General features: G+C 62.0%; 16 protein-coding genes. 11 read left to right on the forward strand and 5 right to left on the reverse strand.

From position 1 onward, the window contains the following. Window positions 1–170: 170 nt before the first annotated feature. The 3 genes from M0814_RS00935 to M0814_RS00945 form a co-directional block, all read right to left on the reverse strand. On the reverse strand, window positions 171–3,092 hold the full coding sequence (locus M0814_RS00935; RefSeq protein ID WP_103484775.1) for a TonB-dependent receptor: 2,922 nt from the start codon (window positions 3,090–3,092) through the stop codon (window positions 171–173). Window positions 3,093–3,183: 91 nt separating this feature from the next. Beyond that, the gene (locus M0814_RS00940; protein ID WP_003225552.1) at window positions 3,184–4,131 is read right to left on the reverse strand and encodes a FecR family protein; all 948 of its coding nucleotides are present in this window, start codon (window positions 4,129–4,131) and stop codon (window positions 3,184–3,186) included. Further along, complete coding sequence (locus M0814_RS00945) at window positions 4,128–4,637, reverse strand: sigma-70 family RNA polymerase sigma factor (protein ID WP_003225554.1); 510 nt, start codon at window positions 4,635–4,637, stop codon at window positions 4,128–4,130. The genes M0814_RS00940 and M0814_RS00945 overlap by 4 nt, the downstream gene beginning before the upstream one ends. Before the next feature lie 295 nt (window positions 4,638–4,932). Between M0814_RS00945 and M0814_RS00950 the strand changes: the two genes are divergently transcribed. From M0814_RS00950 to M0814_RS00965, 4 genes are all read left to right on the forward strand, one after another. Continuing rightward, a complete protein-coding gene (locus M0814_RS00950; protein ID WP_103484776.1) occupies window positions 4,933–6,651 on the forward strand; it encodes a hydrogenase maturation protein in 1,719 nt (572 codons plus the stop codon). A gap of 239 nt (window positions 6,652–6,890) precedes the next feature. Next, window positions 6,891–7,754, forward strand: coding sequence for a LysR family transcriptional regulator (locus M0814_RS00955; RefSeq protein WP_045122483.1), 864 nt, complete (start codon window positions 6,891–6,893; stop codon window positions 7,752–7,754). A 112-nt stretch (window positions 7,755–7,866) separates the two neighbouring features. Continuing rightward, window positions 7,867–9,012: an SRPBCC family protein gene (locus M0814_RS00960; protein WP_103484777.1), complete on the forward strand. Its 1,146-nt coding sequence runs from the start codon at window positions 7,867–7,869 to the stop codon at window positions 9,010–9,012. After that, window positions 9,009–10,079, forward strand: coding sequence for an SMP-30/gluconolactonase/LRE family protein (locus M0814_RS00965; RefSeq protein WP_112997831.1), 1,071 nt, complete (start codon window positions 9,009–9,011; stop codon window positions 10,077–10,079). The genes M0814_RS00960 and M0814_RS00965 overlap by 4 nt, the downstream gene beginning before the upstream one ends. A 1,008-nt stretch (window positions 10,080–11,087) precedes the next feature. Here the strand turns inward: M0814_RS00965 and M0814_RS00970 are convergent. After that, the gene (locus M0814_RS00970) at window positions 11,088–11,252 is read right to left on the reverse strand and encodes a hypothetical protein (protein WP_177434750.1); all 165 of its coding nucleotides are present in this window, start codon (window positions 11,250–11,252) and stop codon (window positions 11,088–11,090) included. Between the two features lie 108 nt (window positions 11,253–11,360). Continuing rightward, the gene (locus tag M0814_RS00975; RefSeq protein ID WP_027613686.1) at window positions 11,361–11,603 is read right to left on the reverse strand and encodes a DUF465 domain-containing protein; all 243 of its coding nucleotides are present in this window, start codon (window positions 11,601–11,603) and stop codon (window positions 11,361–11,363) included. A gap of 204 nt (window positions 11,604–11,807) precedes the next feature. On the opposite strand from M0814_RS00975, the gene M0814_RS00980 reads away from it, so the two are divergent. From M0814_RS00980 to M0814_RS01010, 7 genes are all read left to right on the forward strand, one after another. Then, window positions 11,808–12,329 (forward strand): DUF4142 domain-containing protein, encoded by a 522-nt coding sequence (locus M0814_RS00980; RefSeq protein WP_103486616.1) that lies wholly within the window; start codon window positions 11,808–11,810, stop codon window positions 12,327–12,329. Between the two features lie 245 nt (window positions 12,330–12,574). Continuing rightward, window positions 12,575–13,426, forward strand: coding sequence for an STAS domain-containing protein (locus tag M0814_RS00985; RefSeq protein WP_003225566.1), 852 nt, complete (start codon window positions 12,575–12,577; stop codon window positions 13,424–13,426). A gap of 4 nt (window positions 13,427–13,430) precedes the next feature. Beyond that, window positions 13,431–13,793, forward strand: a complete 363-nt coding sequence (locus M0814_RS00990) for an STAS domain-containing protein (RefSeq protein ID WP_003225568.1) — start codon at window positions 13,431–13,433, stop codon at window positions 13,791–13,793. Then, the gene (locus M0814_RS00995) at window positions 13,790–14,194 is read left to right on the forward strand and encodes an anti-sigma regulatory factor (protein WP_003225570.1); all 405 of its coding nucleotides are present in this window, start codon (window positions 13,790–13,792) and stop codon (window positions 14,192–14,194) included. Before M0814_RS00990 ends, M0814_RS00995 begins: the two co-directional genes overlap by 4 nt. Continuing rightward, window positions 14,191–15,201, forward strand: a complete 1,011-nt coding sequence (locus tag M0814_RS01000; RefSeq protein WP_103486620.1) for an ATP-binding protein — start codon at window positions 14,191–14,193, stop codon at window positions 15,199–15,201. Before M0814_RS00995 ends, M0814_RS01000 begins: the two co-directional genes overlap by 4 nt. Beyond that, window positions 15,194–16,069 (forward strand): ATP-binding protein, encoded by an 876-nt coding sequence (locus M0814_RS01005; RefSeq protein WP_003225574.1) that lies wholly within the window; start codon window positions 15,194–15,196, stop codon window positions 16,067–16,069. Before M0814_RS01000 ends, M0814_RS01005 begins: the two co-directional genes overlap by 8 nt. Beyond that, window positions 16,059–18,002 carry a response regulator gene (locus M0814_RS01010; RefSeq protein ID WP_103486617.1) on the forward strand — a complete coding sequence of 648 codons (1,944 nt, stop codon included), beginning with the start codon at window positions 16,059–16,061 and terminating at the stop codon, window positions 18,000–18,002. The genes M0814_RS01005 and M0814_RS01010 overlap by 11 nt, the downstream gene beginning before the upstream one ends. The last annotated feature ends 177 nt before the right edge of the window (window positions 18,003–18,179 follow it).

Genomic DNA, 18,179 nt, shown 5'->3' on the forward strand with positions numbered 1-18,179 from the left:
CCATCCGTTATCAGAGGCCTGAGCGTCCAGGCCATGTACGACTTCAATGTCATGTCCGATGCTATAGATCGCGCTTCCGACGACCAACCTGAGAATGTCGTCGGAAATATCCCCACTTATGCGAAAACCCCGCCTGTTTCCGTAGGACGTTACGGACGAATAACGCGTGCTCAACTGCCGAAGTGATAACTCACATCCAGCCACCACTGCCGCCCGTACGGGTCATAGTTACCGGTCGGGTAATACGGCCAGCCGGCCGAGTCATCGTGCTTGATCTGGTTAAGCACGTTGTTCACGGTCAGGCCGACACTGGCGCGGTCATTGAGCTTGTAGCGCGCACTGGCATTGAACACCGTCCATGGCGACAGACGCCCGTCGCCCGCGCCGTTGGTCACCGAGCCATAGCGAATGCCCATCAGCGTCGCCGTGGCTTTCTGGTAATCCCAGGTCAGACTGGCGTTGACCTTGCTGCGCCAGTCGTAGTTGGTTCGCGAAGTGCGCCAGTCCTGAGTCGGCGCCTCGTCGGACTCCTTGTAGAAATGCGACAGCACCAGGGTGTAGCCCAGCGCCGAGCTGAATGCGCCGTACTGGCCGGCCCCCCAACGAATGTTGCTCTTGAAGTCCAGACCGCTGACCCGCTCGCTGGCGGCATTGATCGCATTGACTCGCACCCGTTGCAACTGGTTGGGATCGATAGCGGCATTGCCCGGGTTGCGGTCGATGCGCGCCAGGGTCGACTGGCAGTTGGCCGAGTTGATGTCCTGGGTGCCGTTGCGGCATTCGTTCTCTTGTTGCAGCAGGCGGTTTTCGTCGACGGTGGTCAGCAGGTCGTCGATCTCTACACGCCAGAAATCGGTGGAGAAATCGAAATTGCGCGACGGTGACCAGACAAAACCATAGGTCCAGGATTTACCGCGTTCGGACTCAAGGTCCGGGGTACCGCTCTGGGTGTAGTCGACCCGCCCGCGATCACACGCCCCCTGCACACCCTGGCTGCAACCGTAGTAGTCGATCTGCGCCGGGTAGTAACCGTTGCTGTCGGACTGATAGATGTAGTTCAGGTCCGGTGCGCGGAAACTGGTGCCATAGCTGCCGCGCAGCAACAGGCTGGTGACCGGACGCCATTCAAGCCCAAGGTTATAGGTCTTCTGCTGCTCGCTGCGGCCACTGAATTTGTATTGATCCCAACGCCCGGCGGCGGTGGCCAGCACGGTGTCGGTGACCGGAATACTGAACTCGCCGCCCGCCGCGTAGCGCTTGCGCGAACCGCCGGAGCTTTGCGCCGGGCTCACGCCATAGAAAGTGCCGTCATTCAGACCGTCGTCCGGGTCGACGCGATATTCCTGCTTGCCCGCCTCCAGCACACCGGCAAATCCGACCGGGCCGGCCGGCAAGTCAAACAGATCGCCGTTGACCGAGGCGTTGTAGCTGGTGGAAACCGACTTGCTGTTCTGGGTCAGGTTGCTGCGAAACTGATCCCATTCCTGTGGCGTCAGTGGGCGATCGAGACGCGAGGCATCGGGAGAGAACACCGGGTAACCGTTACGTGTGCCCAATTGCGGGCCGAGGTAGAAATCCTGAATCGATGACAGCGGTGTGTAGCGCGTGGTTCTAACGCTGCGGTATTCCGAGCGGTTGGCGGCCAGATCGTAGTTCCAGCCGGTGTCGGCGATCTTGTCCGAGAGGCCGAGGGTGCCGGTCCACGACGTGTCGGTCCACTTGCTGTTGTTGCTGGTACGGCCACCGATTTCCTCTTCTCCGTAACGGCGATACCAGCGCTCAAGATTGCCGCTGTTCTGGTTGATGAAATCCGGTGAGGTGAAGGTCGGGCCCCGGGTGTTGTTCTGGATGTGATCGAGGCCATACATCAAGTCGGCAAACACTTGACCGCTATCGCTGAAGTGCCAGGTGCCGCGGGTGTAGCCGTCGTAGTTTTCCTTTTGCGTCTGAATGGTCCAGTAATCGTTGTACATCTGATCGGTGCGGCAGCGCCCACCATTGTTCAACAGCTTGTTATCGAAAGTGCCTTGATAGGCACCGCAACCGGGGCCAAGGTAGCGGTTGTTGCTCAGGTCGCGACGGTAACCGACGTCCGCCAGCGGGCCACTCTGCATGAAGCCTCGGTCGTCGGCCCAGATCGGATCGCGGTTGGTCAGCTCCAGGCCGAACAAGCCGTCGAAGTCGCCCCAACTGCCGCCGCCGCTGATTTGCAGGCGCTGATTGTCGCCACCGCCACGCTCGCTGGTGCCGCCCTTGAGGTTGACGTCGATGCCATTGATCTGCTTCTTGAGGATGATGTTGACCACCCCCGCAATCGCGTCCGAACCGTAGATCGCCGAGGCGCCGCTGCTGAGAATTTCGATGCGTTCGATGACCGCCGAGGGAATGTTCGCCAGGTTGGTGAAGTTGACCTTGCCGTCGTACGGGGTCGGGTAATCGGCGACGCGTCGGCCGTTGATCAGCACCAGTGTGTGATTGGGGCCGAGTCCGCGCAGGTTGATCGCACTGGCCGCCGGCTGCCAGGTGTTGCCATAGTCTTCGCCCTGGGTCATGCCGGTGTTTTGCGTCTGGGTCGCCAGGGCGTCGTAGACGTTCTTGTAGCCACGCGCTTCCATCTCTTCGTGAGTGATGACGTTGACCGGGGTCGCACCATCGCTTTGCGCGCGAGCGATCCGCGAGCCGGTGACGGTGACTTTTTCCATGCGGTAATCGGCGCTGGTCGCTGGGGCCACGGCGCTGACTTTGGCCGCCACCGGCGTGTTCGCCTCGCCTTCGCGCACACTCAGGCCCTGGGCGCTCTGCTCGACTTGCAGGCCGCTGCCAAGCAACGCCTTCTCGACTGCCTGACGTCCACCCAACGCACCGCGCACCGCACTGCTGCGCTTGCCTTGCACCAGATTCTGGCTGAACGAGATCGGGACGCCGGTCTGACGCGAGATGTCCAGCAGGACCTCATCGAGCGGGCCGCTGGCGATGTCGAAGGTGAACACTTGAGCGGCAGGATCCGCAGCGAAAACCGCCTGCGGCGCCAGCCCCATCGCCAACGCGGCGGCGAGGGTCAAACCAGGTAATTGTTGTTTGAATAAGAACATCGAGGGGCTTCCCTGTTGAAGGCGTCTGCAGGGAATGAGCAGCGGGCCGGCGCTTTTTATAGGGCGGCGATTAGGCCAAGAAGTTATGACGCTATAACCGTGCGCCGATGCTGACCCAGTACGGGTTGTGCCAGGTCACGCGGATCGGCAGCGAGCGCTCCAGCAGTTGCAGGGTGCGGTCGCTATCGTCCAGCGGATAAAGACCGCTCAGGCGCAGATCGGCCACTTCGGGGCTCAGGTGCAGGATGCCGCGTCGGTATGGGCGCAGGCCGTCGATCACTTCGCTCAACGGTCGGTCGCGCACTTCCAGGCGACCTTGTACCCAGGCGCTTTCCTGCCCTGTACTGCGCTCCAGAGCCAGAATGTCCTGTGCGTTGAACCGCAGACTCTCCCCCGCCTCCACCACCTGCCGCGCACCGCCGGCGGTAACCACTTCGACCTGCGAGTGCAGCATCACCAGGCGGGTGAAATCATCGTTTTGTTGCACGAGGAATTTCGTCCCCAGCGCACGCATCCGACCGTGCTCGGTCTCGACCACGAATGGCCGTGCAGGATCCTTGGCGACATCCACCAACAACTCGCCCGTACGCAATGCCAACAAGCGCTGAACCGCATCGAATTGCGTCACTACGCGCGTCCGCGCATTCAGGCTCAGCGCACTGCCATCCTCCAGAGTGAAATCGCGTCGTTCGCCGGTGCCGGTCGCCAGTTCACCGGCTTCCGGCAGCCAGCCGTAACGACGCCCGAGCAACCCGGCCAGCACCGCGATGCCGAGCACACTCAAGCTGCCGCTGAGAAAGCGCCGCCGACTCGACGGTGCGTTCAGGCTATGCAGCAGGCTGTTACGCGGCAGCCCGCGCAAGGTCGGATTACGCAGCAGGTTAAGGCCGCCGCCCATTTGCTCGATGATCCGCTGGTGCCTCGGGTCGGCCGCGCGCCACGCTTCGAACGCGGCACGCTCGCCTGCGCTGGCCTCGCCGGACTGCAACAGTGCCATCCACTGCGCCGCCTCGTCGATCACCGCTTCGTCCGGCCTCATGCCTGCATCGCCTGATAGCAACGCTTGAAGGCCTCGACCATGTACTGCTGCACCCGGCTGGTGGAAACCCCCAGCCGTTCGCCGATTTCGCTGTAGGTCAAACCGTCGAGCTGATGGTAGAGAAACGCGGCTTTGGCTTTAGCCGACAAACCGTTGAGCAGGCGATCAACCGCCAGCAGCGCCTCGATCACCAGCGCCCGCTCCTCCGGCGATGGATGCACCGGTTCCGGCGCCAGTGCCAGGCTTTCCAGATAGGCGCGTTCCAGGTCCTGGCGGCGCCAGCCTTCATAGACCAGCCGCCGGGCGATGGTGGTCAGCAGCGCCCGCGGCTCGCGAATGGCGGTCGGATCCGGCAGGGCCAACACCCGTAGAAAGGTTTCCGATGCGATGTCTTGTGCACTGTGCGGGCAACCCAGCGTGCGGCCAACGGCAGCGCACAGCCAGCGATAGTCCTTTTGGAACATTTGCCCAATCATCCGGTAATGCGGGTTTTGAACATCACCCATGTCTTGCTCCCTGAAACGGGTCCCACCCGCTGCGAAAACCATCGTTCTGCCGGGATCGTCCGGCTCCAGATCAGGGGGCGACTGTGCAATAGCGCCGCTTACATTTGAAGTAATTAAAAATCAGGATAAGCAAACTATTGAGAATAAGACGCGCCGTCGCCGCAGAAATATTGACTGACACAACGTTGATCCCGGTCAGTTGCCCACCCTGAAGCACTCTCTAATCTGCGCGCTCCATCGAACGCCAAGGACGGCTCACCGGGAGCCCGCGGCTATCCCTTCAAGGAAGAAAACCATGCGATCACTGAAGATTATTCTGCTGTCCTCGGCATTCAACGGCCTGACCCAACGCGCCTGGCTGGAGCTGCGCCAGGCCGGGCACTCGCCCAGCGTTGTGGTGTTCACCGATGAAGCCTCGGTGTGCGAACAGATCGAACACAGCGGCGCCGATCTGGTGATCTGCCCGTTCCTCAAGGACCGCGTGCCGCATGCGCTGTGGAGCAATGCCCGGCGTCCGGTGGTGATCATCCACCCCGGAATCGTCGGCGATCGTGGCGCCAGCGCGCTGGATTGGGCGATCAGCAATGAACTGACGCGCTGGGGCGTGACCGCCCTGCAAGCGGTGGAAGAAATGGACGCCGGCCCGGTCTGGGCCACCTGCGAATTCAATCTGCCCTCGGGCCTGCGCAAGTCCGAGCTGTACAACGGTCGGGTCAGCGATGCGGCGATTCGCTGTATTCGCGAAGTGGTCGAGAAATTCATCGACGGCGTGCAACCGGTCGCACTGGATTACACCGACCCCAAAGTCCGCGGCCGCTTGCAGCCGAACATGAAGCAGGACGACCGTACCTTCAGCTGGCACGACTGTTCGCGCTTCATCAAACGCTGCATCGACGCCGCCGACGGCCAGCCCGGGGTATTGGCGAGTCTGGCCGGCGGGCAGTATTACGTGTACGACGCGCACCTCGATCAGCGCACCGGCATTCCCGGCAAGATTCTCGCGGTGCATGACGACGCGGTGCTGGTCGCGACCGGCGATCACAGCTTGTGGATCGGCTCGCTGCGGCGCAAACCGCTACCCGGCGAAGAAACCTTCAAGCAACCGGCGCGGCATGTGCTGGCCGGGCAATTGGCCGGCGTACCAATCCTCGACTGGTCGATTGCCCGCCAGCCGTTCAGCGACGAGGCCTATCAGCCGATCCGCTATCGCGAATCCGGGCATGTCGGTGAGCTGACGTTCGAGTTCTACAACGGCGCGATGAGCACCGAACAGTGCCAGCGCATGGTCGAGGCGCTGCGCTGGGCCAAGTCTCGGGACACTCGCGTGCTGTTGATCAAGGGCGGGCGCGGCAGCTTCTCCAACGGTGTGCACCTGAACGTGATCCAGGCCGCGCAGGACCCGGGGGCCGAAGCGTGGGCGAATATTCAGGCGATCGACGATGTCTGCGCCGAACTGCTCAGCGCCCGGCAACTGGTGGTCAGCGGGGTGACCGGCAATGCCGGGGCCGGCGGCGTGATGCTGGCGCTGGCTGCCGACATCGTGTTTGCCCGCGCCGACATCGTGCTCAATCCGCATTACAAGAGCATGGGCCTGTATGGCTCGGAATACTGGACCTACAGCCTGCCCCGCGCCGTCGGCCCGGCGATGGCCGAGCAACTGACCCAGGCCTGTCTGCCGGTCAGTGCCACGCAGGCGCTGCAACTGGGCATGGTCCAGGAAATCGGCCCGCGCTGCCCGGATGAGTTTTCGCTGTGGCTGCTGCAGAGGGCCAACGCAACGCTGAGCGATCCGACCTACGCCGCCGTGCGCGAGCGCAAGTTGCGGGTCGATCAGGTGCTGATCCAGCAGTCCCGGGAAAACGAACTGCAGGAAATGCAGGAAGACATGCTCTACAACCGCAACCAGTTTGCCGAGAAGTGCCGCCACTTCGTCTACAAGCGCAAGGCCTGCGGCACACCGGCGCGGCTGGTGGAAGACTGGGCGCGGGTGCGTTCGACCGAGTTGGCCAGTTGATTTTGCGGTGACTGCCTTCCCCTCACCCTGGCCCTCTCCCAAGGGAGAGGGAACTGACCAAAGTGTCTGGCGCCCCGCATCGACCTGAAATATCTCGGTCGATTATGGATTCAACGCTGATCGTTCAAGTCGGTGTATTTCTTCAATATTCCCCAATCAGTCCCCTCTCCCTCCGGGAGAGGGTTAGGGTGAGGGGCTTTTGCCTTTACAATGCCCGCACCTCAGACACCGGCCCGCCCATGGACATCGATCTCGCCCGCACCTTTCTGGAAATCGTTCGCCACGGCAGTCTCGCTGCGGCGGCGCAGAAGCTGTTCGTCACGCAGACGGCGATCACCGCCCGGGTGCAGAAACTTGAAAGTCAGTTGGGCAGTACGCTGTTCGTGCGCAACCGTGCCGGGGCGAAACTCACCGCCAATGGCGAAGCCTTTGTGGTCTACGCCAATCAACTGGTGCAGACATGGGAAGCCGCGCGGCGCGACCTGCCGCTGCTGGACGGTTATCACAACGTGCTGCACATCGGCGGTGAAGTCAGCCTGTGCAATCCGTTGATGCTCAGTTGGGCCGCCGAACTGCGCGAGAAGATCCCCGGGCATGCCCTGCGCATGGAAATCCGCGACGGCGAAAACCTCCTGCGTCAACTCGAACTTGGTGTGCTCGATGCCGCACTGGTCTATCAGCCCGAATACTGGCCGGGCCTGCAGGTCGAGCAGGTGTTGGAAGAGAAGTTGATTCTGGTGCGTGCGCCGAACCGCCCGGATCCCTACGTCTACATCGACTGGGGGCCGGATTTCCGTCGGCAACACGACGCCGCCCTGCCGGACAAGGCCAAAGCAGCGCTGAGTTTCAACCTCGGCCCGCTGGCCCTGCAATACATCCTCGAACACGGCGGCAGCGGCTACTTCCGCACGCGCGTGGTACGCAGCTATCTGGAAACCGGCGCGCTGGAAGCGGTGACCAAAGCCCCGGAATTCGGTTACCCGACCTATCTGGTGTACGCCCGCGAACGTGACTCGGCCACGCTGCAGCAGGCCTTCGATCTGCTGCGCCAGGTGATCGCCACCGATGACGACTGGTCGCAACGCTGGAACCCGTTGAGCTGAGTCGGCCGCTTTACACCGGAGCATGGCGCAAGTGACCTCAAGGTGCGGCCTGCACAAACGGCCGGATCGGCTAATCTGCCGGGTATAACAACAATACCCACAGGTGAACGCAGTGAGGCAGACCACCGAGGCATTCCGCAGCCGCTACCGTGCGGCCATTCATCCGTTGTACAACCCGTGGCTGCACGGCGCCTTCGTGCTGCTGTTCGGCGTGCTGGCGATCGGCGCATTCTGGAGCAGCGCGCATCAGGTACAGCCGCTGGAATGGCTGAGCGTGCCGCTGACCCTGCTGTTCTTCAACTTCGGCGTGTACATGGTCCATCGCCATCTCGGCCATCACAAAAAAACTTTCGCCAAGCTGTTCTACGCCCGGCATGCCGGCGATCATCACAGCTTTTTCACCCCCGGCCAGATGACCTATGACGGTGCTCGCGACTGGCGGGTGATCCTGTTTCCGGCCTGGCTGATCGTGGTGCATACGCTAGTCATTACCCTGCCGTTGTGGTGGCTGCTTGCGCAGCTCAATACCAATGTCGCCGGGCTGTTCGGCGGCTGCATGGTGCTGGGCTATCTGGCCTACGAGGTGTTTCACGCCTGCGAGCATTTGCCACCGCACAACCTGCTGACCCGCCTGCCGTGGATCCGTCAGATGCGTCATCTGCATGAGTTGCATCACCGTCGCGAGCGCATGCAGGAACGCAATTTCAATATCGTTTTCCCGCTGATGGATTACCTGTTCGGCACCCTGTACTGGGAGCCGCACCCCGCTCCGTTGCGCTATTCGAGATCACCCATGACCCGCATGCAGCACCAGATCGACATCGCCGGCGAGCCGATTGCCGTGCTCCGCTACGCCGCCAGCGTCAGCCACTGGCCCGAATGGCACCCGTCGTCGCTGAAAATCGACGGCCCGCAAGGCCCGTTGCATGCCGGTGCGCGTTTCGAAGAAGACATTCATGCCGGTGGGCGCGCCGGCCATTTGCGCTGGGAAGTCACCGAGTACCTGCCCGGTCGACGCTGGTGCGCAAAAGCGCGCGGCGATCACGGTTTATCGCTGCTGCTGACCTACGAATGCGCGGCCGCAGCCGATGGCACGCGGTTCGTGCGCACCCTGGATTACCAATTCGATGGCCTGGGCATGCGCCTTGCCAATCGCTTGTTGCTCAAGCGCCGCATCGAACGTGAATCGGCGACCTCGATGCAGGCCCTGCGCGGTATGGCGCTCAGACACTTGGCGCTGACGGGGCACCGTTCATGAAGCGCCTGCTGTCAGTGCTGGTGATCCTCGTCATCGCGTTTCTGCTGCTGATGCCGACCAAGGTGCAGCCGGTGGCGTGGAAGCCGCCAGCGGCGCCGTCTCTGAGCGAGGGGCCGTACGCGGAAAACCAGCGGCTCAAGGCCGCTGAACAGGTTGGCCCGGGTGATATCGACGGCCCCGAAGCACTGCTGCTGGAAGGCGACTTCCTGATCACCGGTCTGCATGACGGGCGACTGATCCGCACCAGCCTCGATGGCAAGGAGCGCAAGGTGCTGACCGACACCGGCGGCCGGCCGCTGGGTCTGGCGCGACATCCCAATGGTTTGCTGGTGATCGCCGATGCGGTCAAAGGTCTGCTGTCGCTGGACGCCCAGGGTCGGTTGATTCCTCTGACTACCGAGGCCAATGGCCTGCCCTTCGGTTTTACCGACGATGTAGCGATCGACAAGTCCGGGCACTACGCCTATTTCAGCGACGCCAGCAGCCGCTGGGGCTATGGCCATGACGGCGAAGCGATCATCGAACACGCTGGCGACGGCCGTTTGCTGCGTTATGACTTTCAGACCGGCAAGACCAGCGTACTCCTCGACAAACTGGAGTTTGCCAACGGCGTGACCCTCGGCCCGGATGACGCCTATGTGCTGGTCAACGAAACCGGCGCCTACCGCATCAGCCGCTACTGGCTGACGGGGCCCAAAACCGGGACCCACGACCTGTTCATCGACAACCTGCCCGGCCTGCCGGACAACCTCGCCTTCAACGGCAGCAACCGCTTCTGGGTCGCGCTCTACGCGCCGCGCAGTGCCTTGCTCGATGGCACCGCCGGGCACCCGTTCGTACGCAAGATGATCGTGCGCGCGCTGACGGTATTGCCCAAACCGGTGGAGAAACGCGGGTTTGTCCTGGGGCTGGATCTTGAGGGTAAGGTGATCGCTAATCTGCAAGACGCCAGCAGCGGAAATTACTCGCCGATCACCACTGCGCGGGAATATGGGGACTGGCTGTATCTGGGGTCGCTGAAGGCTACGCACATGGCGCGGTTGCCGTTGGCGGATGCATTGAAGTGAGTCCGGGCCAATGTGGGAGCGAGCCTGCTCGCGAAAGCGGTGTGTCAGGCAACAATGATTTCGCCTGTGCAGGCCTCTTCGCGAGCAAGCCCGCTCCCACACTGGGACTGGGTCAACTTTCACCACGGCGCGGGAATATGGGGACTGGCTGTATCTGGGGTCGCTGAAGGCTACGCACATGGCGCGATTGCCGTTGGCGGATGCATTGAAATGATGCATGACGAATGTGGGAGCGGGCTTGCTCGCGAAAGCGGTGTGTCAGGCAACAATGACTTCGCCTGTGCAGGCCTCTTCGCGAGCAAGCCCGCTCCCACACTGGGACTGGGTCAACTTTCACCACGGCGCGGGAATATGGGGACTGGCTGTATCTGGGGTCGCTGAAGGCTACGCACATGGCGCGATTGCCGTTGGCGGATGCATTGAAATGATGCATGACGAATGTGGGAGCGGGCTTGCTCGCGAAAGCGGTGTGTCAGGCAACAATGATTTCGCCTGTGCAGGCCTCTTCGCGAGCATGCCCGCTCCCACACTGGGACTGGGTCAACTTTCACCACGGCACGGGAATATTGGGACTGGTTGTATCTGGGGTCGCTGAAGGCTACGCACATGGCGCGGTTGCCGTTGGCTGATGCATTGAAATGATGCATGGCAAATGTGGGAGCGGGCTTGCCCGCGAAAGCGGTGTGTCAGGCAACAATGATTTCGCCTGTGCAGGCCTCTTCGCGAGCAAGCCCGCTCCCACACTGGGACTGGGTCAACTTTCACCACGGCGCGGGAATATGGGGACTGGTTGTATCTGGGGTCGCTGAAGGCTACGCACATGGCGCGGTTGCCGTTGGCGGATGCATTGAAATGATGCATGGCCAATGTGGGAGCGGGCTTGCTCGCGAAGGCGGAGTGTCAGGCAACAATGATTTCGCCTGTGCAGGCCTCTTCGCGAGCAAGCGCGCTCCCACAAGGGGATTGCATTCCAGTTGTAGGAGTGAGCCTGCTCGCGATAGCGGTCTATCAGTTGCCCGACCTGTCGAACTTGTCCGGATCTTCGTCTTCAGGCAGATCCTCATCCGGCTCCTCGGGATGGGTCGTGGTGTGCGCCGGGCTGTTGGGTTCGGGATGCGTGGGAACCGGGTCGAAACCGCCCTGCTCTTCACTGGGGAATCTGGGTCTGTTCATGAGGCACCTCGCAATGAGTCGGTAAGTGAAGACTCTGTACATTCGAGGTGCCGGTCGGGAGCTGCGTTCAGTCATTTCACCATCGCGGATCGGTGAAGCGACTGACGGTCAGGATCGAGCCTGTAACTGCGCGACGATCTTGTCTTTGACCTGCAAGCGTTTCTCTTTGAGCTTTTTCAGTGTGTCATCGCTGGGTGCATCCGAGGTCGCCGTCTCGGCCTTGACTACTTCGGCGTCCGCCTGGGAGTACTTGTTGATCAGCGCATCCAGAAACGGATCCTCGGTGCGTTTTTGCTGGACCTCTTCCTTCGTTAGCTTCAAATCCTGATACAGGTCATGAGTCACCGGCATGGAACACCTCCGTCAATTGATCGGCAGCCAACGCGACCGATTGCGCTGGCAGTTATCAGAATGGCCTTGGTCGGGCCGTTCTGTCGACCTCCTGTCAGACCAGCGGTGGCCGTTCGTCGCCCTGTCGGAAACGCGATCAAACCTTTTCCCGCTCCACTCCCTCCATTGCATAACGTCAACAAAAACCTGTGTGGAGAAACATCAATGGACGGATTCAACCTGCGTCATCTCGTTTTGGCTGTCGCACTGAGCGCTGGCATGGGCAGTGCCTTCGCCGCCACCTCGAACAGCTTTGTCGACAACGCCGCAGCCGGTGGCATTGCCGAGGTCGAAACCAGCCGTCTCGCCCTGGAAAAAAGCCAGTCGGCCGACATCAAGGCCTTCGCCAACATGATGATCACTGACCACAGCAAGGCCAACGATGAGCTGGCAAGCATTGCCCAGGCCCATGACATCAAGGTTCCGGACACCACCACCCTGGTCAAGCAGGCCAAGGAAAAGATCCTCGACATGCGCGATGAATCGTTCGATGCGGCCTACGCCAACAACCAGGTCAAGGCCCACGAAGAAACCATCGAGCTGTTCAAGAAAGAGGCCAACACCGTGACCGACGACCAGGTCAAAGGTGCCACCGAGTTGAAAGCCTTCGCCCAGAAAATGCTCCCGGCGCTGGAAAAACACCTGGCCGCGGCCAAAGACCTGCAAGCCAAGCATCCAAGCAAATAATCCGCTCGCCCGCCCCTGAAGCCGCATTCGGTCGATGCGGCTTTTTTGTGGCCGTGCCTCCCGTTCTGCAAGCAAAAAGCCGCCGACTGCAGCCATGCCGACTAGAGTTATCGGGGCATTCTTTGCGTCAGGTCAAAAATATCCTCGCGCAACCGAACAACTATTTTGAACGGCAAAGGTCACTGACTTCGCGCCGGTCAATTTTTGCAGAATCGGCCCCCAATTCGTTACGGAGCAACAGGCACATGGCAGCACTGCAGAACAGCACACTCGATGCGATGAAGAACAAACAACCACAACTGCTGGGCGAATGGATCAACGGACTGGAAACCAGCGGCGCCAACCGCAACCTCAAAGAACACGACCTGCAACAGCAGACCAGCGAATTCCTGCAACTGGTGATCAACGGCCTGCAGGACGACAACGGCACCAACATCAATGCGCCGGGCTGGGAGTCCACCCGCCAGTTCCTCGAAAAGCTCTCCCATAGCCGTGCCCTGCTCGGTCAGGACTCGCAACAGACCGCCAGTTTCATCTTCGCCCTCAAAGGCCCGCTGTTCTCCCTGCTGCAGAGTCACTATCGCGAACAACCCGCGCTGCTGGCCGAACAACTCTGGGAAATTTCCGAGCTGTTCGACGCCTTCGGCTTGCACACCATCCGCACCTTCCAGAAATCCCGCGAGGCGGTGATCAAGCGTCAGCAGGAAGAACTGCTGGAGCTGTCCACTCCGGTGGTCAAGCTGTGGGACGGCGTGCTGGCGCTGCCGATGATCGGCACCCTCGATTCGCAACGCACCCAAGTGGTGATGGAATCGCTCCTGCAACGCATCGTCGACACCGGTTCGGAAATCGCCATCATCGACATCACCGGTGTGCCGACCGTCGACACGCTGGTCGCCCAGCACCTGCTGAAAACCGTGACCGCGATTCGTCTGATGGGCGCCGACTGCATCATCAGCGGCGTACGTCCGCAAATCGCCCAGACCATCGTCCACCTCGGCCTCGACCTGCAAGGTGTGGTGACCAAGGCGAACCTGGCCGACGCACTGAAACTCGCCCTCACCCGCCTGGGCATCAGCCTCGGCCAAGCGGTCTGAGCCGATGGAACGTATCCCGATTCTCCAAATGGGCAAGTTCCTGCTGGTCACCATTCAGGTCGACATGCATGACCAACTCGCCCTCACGTTGCAGGACGACTTGTCCGAGCGCATCAGCAACACCTCGGCGCGTGGTGTGCTGATCGACATCTCGGCGCTGGACATGGTCGACTCGTTCATTGGCCGGATGATCAGCACGATTTCCGCCCTGTCAAAAATCATGGACGCCGAAACCATGCTGGTCGGCATGCAGCCGGCGGTGGCGATCACCCTGGTCGAGCTCGGCCTGACCCTGCCGGGTGTCAGCACCGCACTGAACGTCGAGCGCGGGATGAAACTGCTGCAGGAACGAGTAAACCGGCAATGACCGTACGCAGCAGCGGTACTCAACCCATCCATATCGAGCAGGATGTCGTGCTCGCACGCCAGACCGCCCGCAAACTGGCCACCGAATGCGGGATGCGCCTGATCGACCTGACCAAAATGGTCACGGCGGTCAGCGAACTGGCCCGCAACACCATGGTTTACGGTGGCGGCGGCGACATGGACTGGCAGATTCTCGATGAAGATCACAAGGTCGGTCTGCGCTTGACGTTCCGCGACGAAGGCCCCGGTATTGCCGATATCAAACTGGCGATGACCGACGGCTGGACCTCCGGCAGCGGCATGGGCCTGGGCCTGACCGGGGCAAAACGCCTGGTCGAGGAGTTCGAACTGGACACCGAGCCGGGCAAGGGCACGCGAATAACGATCACCCGATGGACATGAATATCGCAGGGTCGCTGACCCAGGTGCTGCTGATCGAAGACAGCAGCCAGATCGGCCATGCCCGGCGCACCGCGCAACGGCTGGCCGAGCAACACGGTTTTGATGCGACCGATGCCGGGCGGGTGGCGCTGGTCGCCACCGAACTGGCGAGCAATGTGCTCAAGCACGCCAGCCGCGGCGAAGTTCACCTGCGCCTGCTGCCGCGCCCCAACGGATTCGGCATCGAGATGCTCGCGGTGGATCGTGCTCAGGGCTTTGACCTCGACGCCTGCCTCACCGATGGCTTTTCCACCGGCGGCACTCAGGGCATTGGACTGGGTGCCGTGGCGCGGCAGACCGAAGTCTTCGACGTCCACGCCGACGCCCGTGGCGCGGTGCTGCTGGCGCGTTTGTACCCGCGCGGCGACCGTCAACAGGACTTGCGCTACGGCGTCAGCCAGCACTCGTTGCACAACGATCCGGCGTGCGGCGACACCTGGCATCTGGCGTACAACGGCGCCAACGTCAGTGCGCTGATCATCGACGGCCTCGGCCACGGTGAGGATGCCGAACGCGCGGCCAAGGCCGGCGAGCGGGTGTTCGCCGCGACCCCGTTCGCCAGCCCGGTGCTGCTGATGGAGGACATGCACCGCGACATGATCGGCAGCCGTGGCGGCGCCGCCGCGTTCGCCCAGTTCAATGCCGCCCGCGACGGCCTGACCTTTACTGGCGTGGGCAACATCGGCGCCAGCCTGATCACCGCCGACAAGTCGCGGGGGCTGGCCTCGCATCCGGGCATCGTCGGCGGCCAATACCGGAAAGCCCAGCCTTTTGACTATGCTCACGTGAACGGACATCTATTGATCATGTACAGCGACGGCTTGCAGTCCCGTTGGAATCTTCAAGACTACCCCGGCCTGGTGCACCGCCATCCTGCCGTGATAGCCAGCGTCCTGCACCGCGACTTCTGTCGCGGGCGCGACGATGTAACGGTGCTGGTCGTTGCCCTGGAGGCCGCCCATGGCTGAGTCGCCAACCCTGAACCCCGCCGAGCAGGCTGCGCTGATTGCCCAGTTGCAGAGCGAGACCGCCGCCCTGCGCGAAGAACTCGACGAAACCAATCAGGGCGTGCTGGCGCTCTACGCCGAACTCGATACCCAGGCGGAAGAGCTGAAGCAGGCCTCGGACCTGAAAAGCCGTTTCCTGTCGTACATGAGCCATGAGTTCCGCACCCCGCTGGGTTCGATCCTGAGCATCAACAGTTTGCTGGCCGACGAACTCGACGGCCCGCTCAGCCCCGAGCAGCACAAGCAGGTGGCGTTCGTCAGCAGCGCCGCCCGTGAACTCAGCGACATGGTCGATGACTTGCTCGATCTGGCGAAGATCGAAGCCGGGCGAATCACCATTTCCCCGGCGTGGTTCGACATGTTCGACCTGTTCTCCGCCCTGCGCGGGATGTTCCGGCCGATCGTCGATGCCTCGGCGGTGGATCTGATCTTCGAAGAACCGGTCGGCCTGCCGCGCCTGTACACCGACGACAAGAAACTCGCGCAGATTCTGCGCAATTTCATTTCCAACTCGTTGAAGTTCACCACCCGTGGCGAAGTGCGAGTCTCGGCGCGCCTGGAAGGCTCGGACAAAGTACGTTTTGCCGTCAGCGACACCGGTATCGGTATCGCGCCGGAGCTGCATGGTGCATTGTTCGAGGACTTCTCGCAGGTCGACTCGCCATTGCAGAAACGCCTGCGTGGTACCGGCCTCGGCTTGTCGCTGTGCAAGCGCTTCGCGGCGCTGCTCGGCGGCGAGGTCGGGATGGACAGCACACCGGGGGTCGGCTCGACCTTTTTCGTGATCATTCCACTGGCGCTCGCCTTGGAGAACGTCGATGAAACGTGACATCCGTCTGTTGATCGTCGACGACAACGTCGCCACCCGCTACGCCTTGCGCCGGCGTCTGGAGCGCCATGGTTACGAAGTGCTGGAGGCCGGCACCGGCAGCGAGGGCCTGGCGCTGATCGCGAGCGAGCCGCTCGATGCGCTGATCCTCGACGTCAACCTGCCGGACATGAGCGGCTTCGACATCGTGCGCATCCTGCGCGCCGATGCACGTACCGCGTTGCTGCCGGTGATCCACGTGTCCGCCGCGTCGATCCAGACCGGCGACATCATCACCGGCCTCGACGCCGGCGCCGATGCCTACCTGATTCACCCGGTGGACCCGGACGTGCTGCTGGCGACCCTGCGTACCCTGCTGCGGGTACGCGACACGGAAAACGCGCTGCGTGAAAGCGAGGCACGCTTTCGCGAGATTTTCGTCAACGTTTCAGCGCCGATTGCCGTGCTCGATGCCAACCTGAAAGTGCATGAGTGCAACCACGCCTTCACGCAGATGATTCAGGACAATCGCAACCCTGAAACCCTCAGCGAATGCTTCGACGAGGACCAGGGCGCGATCCTCAACGAGCTGCGCCTGCGGCTGGTCGATGGCGAGCGCTGGAAAGGCACGTTGAACATGCGCGTGCAGGGCGAGATCCGCGAAACCGAGTGGCAGATTTCGCCGTACCGCACGCCGCAGTTGAGCCTGGTGTTTGTCGAGGACGTCACTGAACACCGCCGTCGCGAGCGCTCGCATCTGGCGCAACTGGATGACACCACCACGCAACTGGCCAAGGAAGTCGCCGAGCGCGTGCGCGCCGAAGCGCAACTGCTGCAAGTGCAGAAAATGGACGCGCTGGGCAAGCTCACCGGCGGCATCGCCCACGACTTCAACAACCTACTGACCGGGATCATCACCAGCCTTGAGCTGATTCAGAAACGCACAGCCGACGCGAGGCCGGACAAGGTGCAGTTCTACGCCGAAGCGGCACTCAATTCGGCGATGAGCGCGGCGTCCCTCACCCATCGCCTGCTGGCTTTCGCCCGCCAACAGCCGCTGGACACGCGGCCGGTAGACATCAACGAGCAGGTGCGCTCACTGGAAGAATTGCTGATGCGCACCATCGGCGAACGCATCACCCTCAAGCTTGAACTGACCAACAAACCGGCGATTGCCCTGGTCGATCCGGTGCAACTGGAAAGCGCGGTGCTGAATCTGGTGATCAACGCCCGGGATGCGCTGCCCAAGGGCGGCAATATCTGGGTCAACACCTATGCCGCCTATTCCCATGGTGATCCGAACCTGGCCGATGGCGCCTATGTCGCACTGTCGGTGCGCGACGACGGCACCGGCATCGAGCACAGCGTGATCGACAAGGTGTTCGACCCGTTCTTCACCACCAAACCGCTGGGCCAGGGCACCGGGTTGGGACTGTCGACAATCTACGGTTTCGCCCGCCAGTCCGGCGGCGATGCCCACATTCGCAGCGTGGCACGGCGCGGCACTGAAGTGACGATCATGCTGCCGGCCACCAGCGACCCGACTGGAGCTGATGTTGCTCCGGTGGTGGTCGACCCGCAGGGCTCGGGCGAGCATGTGCTGATTGTCGAGGACATGCCGGCAGTGCGCATGTTCGTCACCGAAGTGCTGGAGGACGCGGGTTATCGCTGCACCCAGGCAGCGGATATCGAAACCGCGCTGGATCGTTTGCAGAATGACCCGACGATCAACCTGCTGCTAAGCGACGTTGGCCTGCCGCGCATGAGTGGCCGCGAGCTGGCGGACGTGGCGCGGGGCTGGCGTGACGGCTTGCCGATCCTGTTCATGACCGGTTATGCCGAAACCGCGATCAATCGTCAGGTGTTCCTCGGCAGCGGCATGGATATGCTGGTCAAGCCCTTCCAGATCAGCGAACTGCTGGACAAGGTCCGCCGCACGCTTGACGGTGCCTGACATACCGCCATCAGGTTGCTCGGTTGAGAACACAGCCCCTGTAGGAGTGAGCCTGCTCGCGATGGCGCCAGGTCAGTTAATTCATTTCTGGCTGACACTCCGCTATCGCGAGCAGGCTCACTCCTACAAGGGATTGCGGTGTGTCATCTTCCGAGTAAACGGCAGCCCCTGTGGGGG

Origin of the sequence: Pseudomonas sp. MWU12-2020, from assembly GCF_023100605.1 — a bacterium.
In the GTDB taxonomy this organism is placed as follows: domain Bacteria; phylum Pseudomonadota; class Gammaproteobacteria; order Pseudomonadales; family Pseudomonadaceae; genus Aquipseudomonas; species Aquipseudomonas fluorescens_H.

Excerpts from the sequence above, each read along its gene's own strand:
- M0814_RS00970 (WP_177434750.1), bottom strand. The coding sequence starts at position 11,252 with ATGAACAGACCCAGATTCCCCAGTGAAGAGCAGGGCGGTTTCGACCCG.
- M0814_RS00985 (WP_003225566.1), top strand. The coding sequence starts at position 12,575 with ATGGCAGCACTGCAGAACAGCACACTCGATGCGATGAAGAACAAACAA.
- M0814_RS00945 (WP_003225554.1), bottom strand. The coding sequence starts at position 4,637 with ATGGGTGATGTTCAAAACCCGCATTACCGGATGATTGGGCAAATGTTC.
- M0814_RS00995 (WP_003225570.1), top strand. The coding sequence starts at position 13,790 with ATGACCGTACGCAGCAGCGGTACTCAACCCATCCATATCGAGCAGGAT.
- M0814_RS00965 (WP_112997831.1), top strand. The coding sequence starts at position 9,009 with ATGAAGCGCCTGCTGTCAGTGCTGGTGATCCTCGTCATCGCGTTTCTG.
- M0814_RS01005 (WP_003225574.1), top strand. The coding sequence starts at position 15,194 with ATGGCTGAGTCGCCAACCCTGAACCCCGCCGAGCAGGCTGCGCTGATT.
- M0814_RS01010 (WP_103486617.1), top strand. The coding sequence starts at position 16,059 with ATGAAACGTGACATCCGTCTGTTGATCGTCGACGACAACGTCGCCACC.
- M0814_RS00940 (WP_003225552.1), bottom strand. The coding sequence starts at position 4,131 with ATGAGGCCGGACGAAGCGGTGATCGACGAGGCGGCGCAGTGGATGGCA.
- M0814_RS00975 (WP_027613686.1), bottom strand. The coding sequence starts at position 11,603 with ATGCCGGTGACTCATGACCTGTATCAGGATTTGAAGCTAACGAAGGAA.
- M0814_RS00990 (WP_003225568.1), top strand. The coding sequence starts at position 13,431 with ATGGAACGTATCCCGATTCTCCAAATGGGCAAGTTCCTGCTGGTCACC.
- M0814_RS01000 (WP_103486620.1), top strand. The coding sequence starts at position 14,191 with ATGAATATCGCAGGGTCGCTGACCCAGGTGCTGCTGATCGAAGACAGC.
- M0814_RS00955 (WP_045122483.1), top strand. The coding sequence starts at position 6,891 with ATGGACATCGATCTCGCCCGCACCTTTCTGGAAATCGTTCGCCACGGC.
- M0814_RS00980 (WP_103486616.1), top strand. The coding sequence starts at position 11,808 with ATGGACGGATTCAACCTGCGTCATCTCGTTTTGGCTGTCGCACTGAGC.
- M0814_RS00935 (WP_103484775.1), bottom strand. The coding sequence starts at position 3,092 with ATGTTCTTATTCAAACAACAATTACCTGGTTTGACCCTCGCCGCCGCG.
- M0814_RS00950 (WP_103484776.1), top strand. The coding sequence starts at position 4,933 with ATGCGATCACTGAAGATTATTCTGCTGTCCTCGGCATTCAACGGCCTG.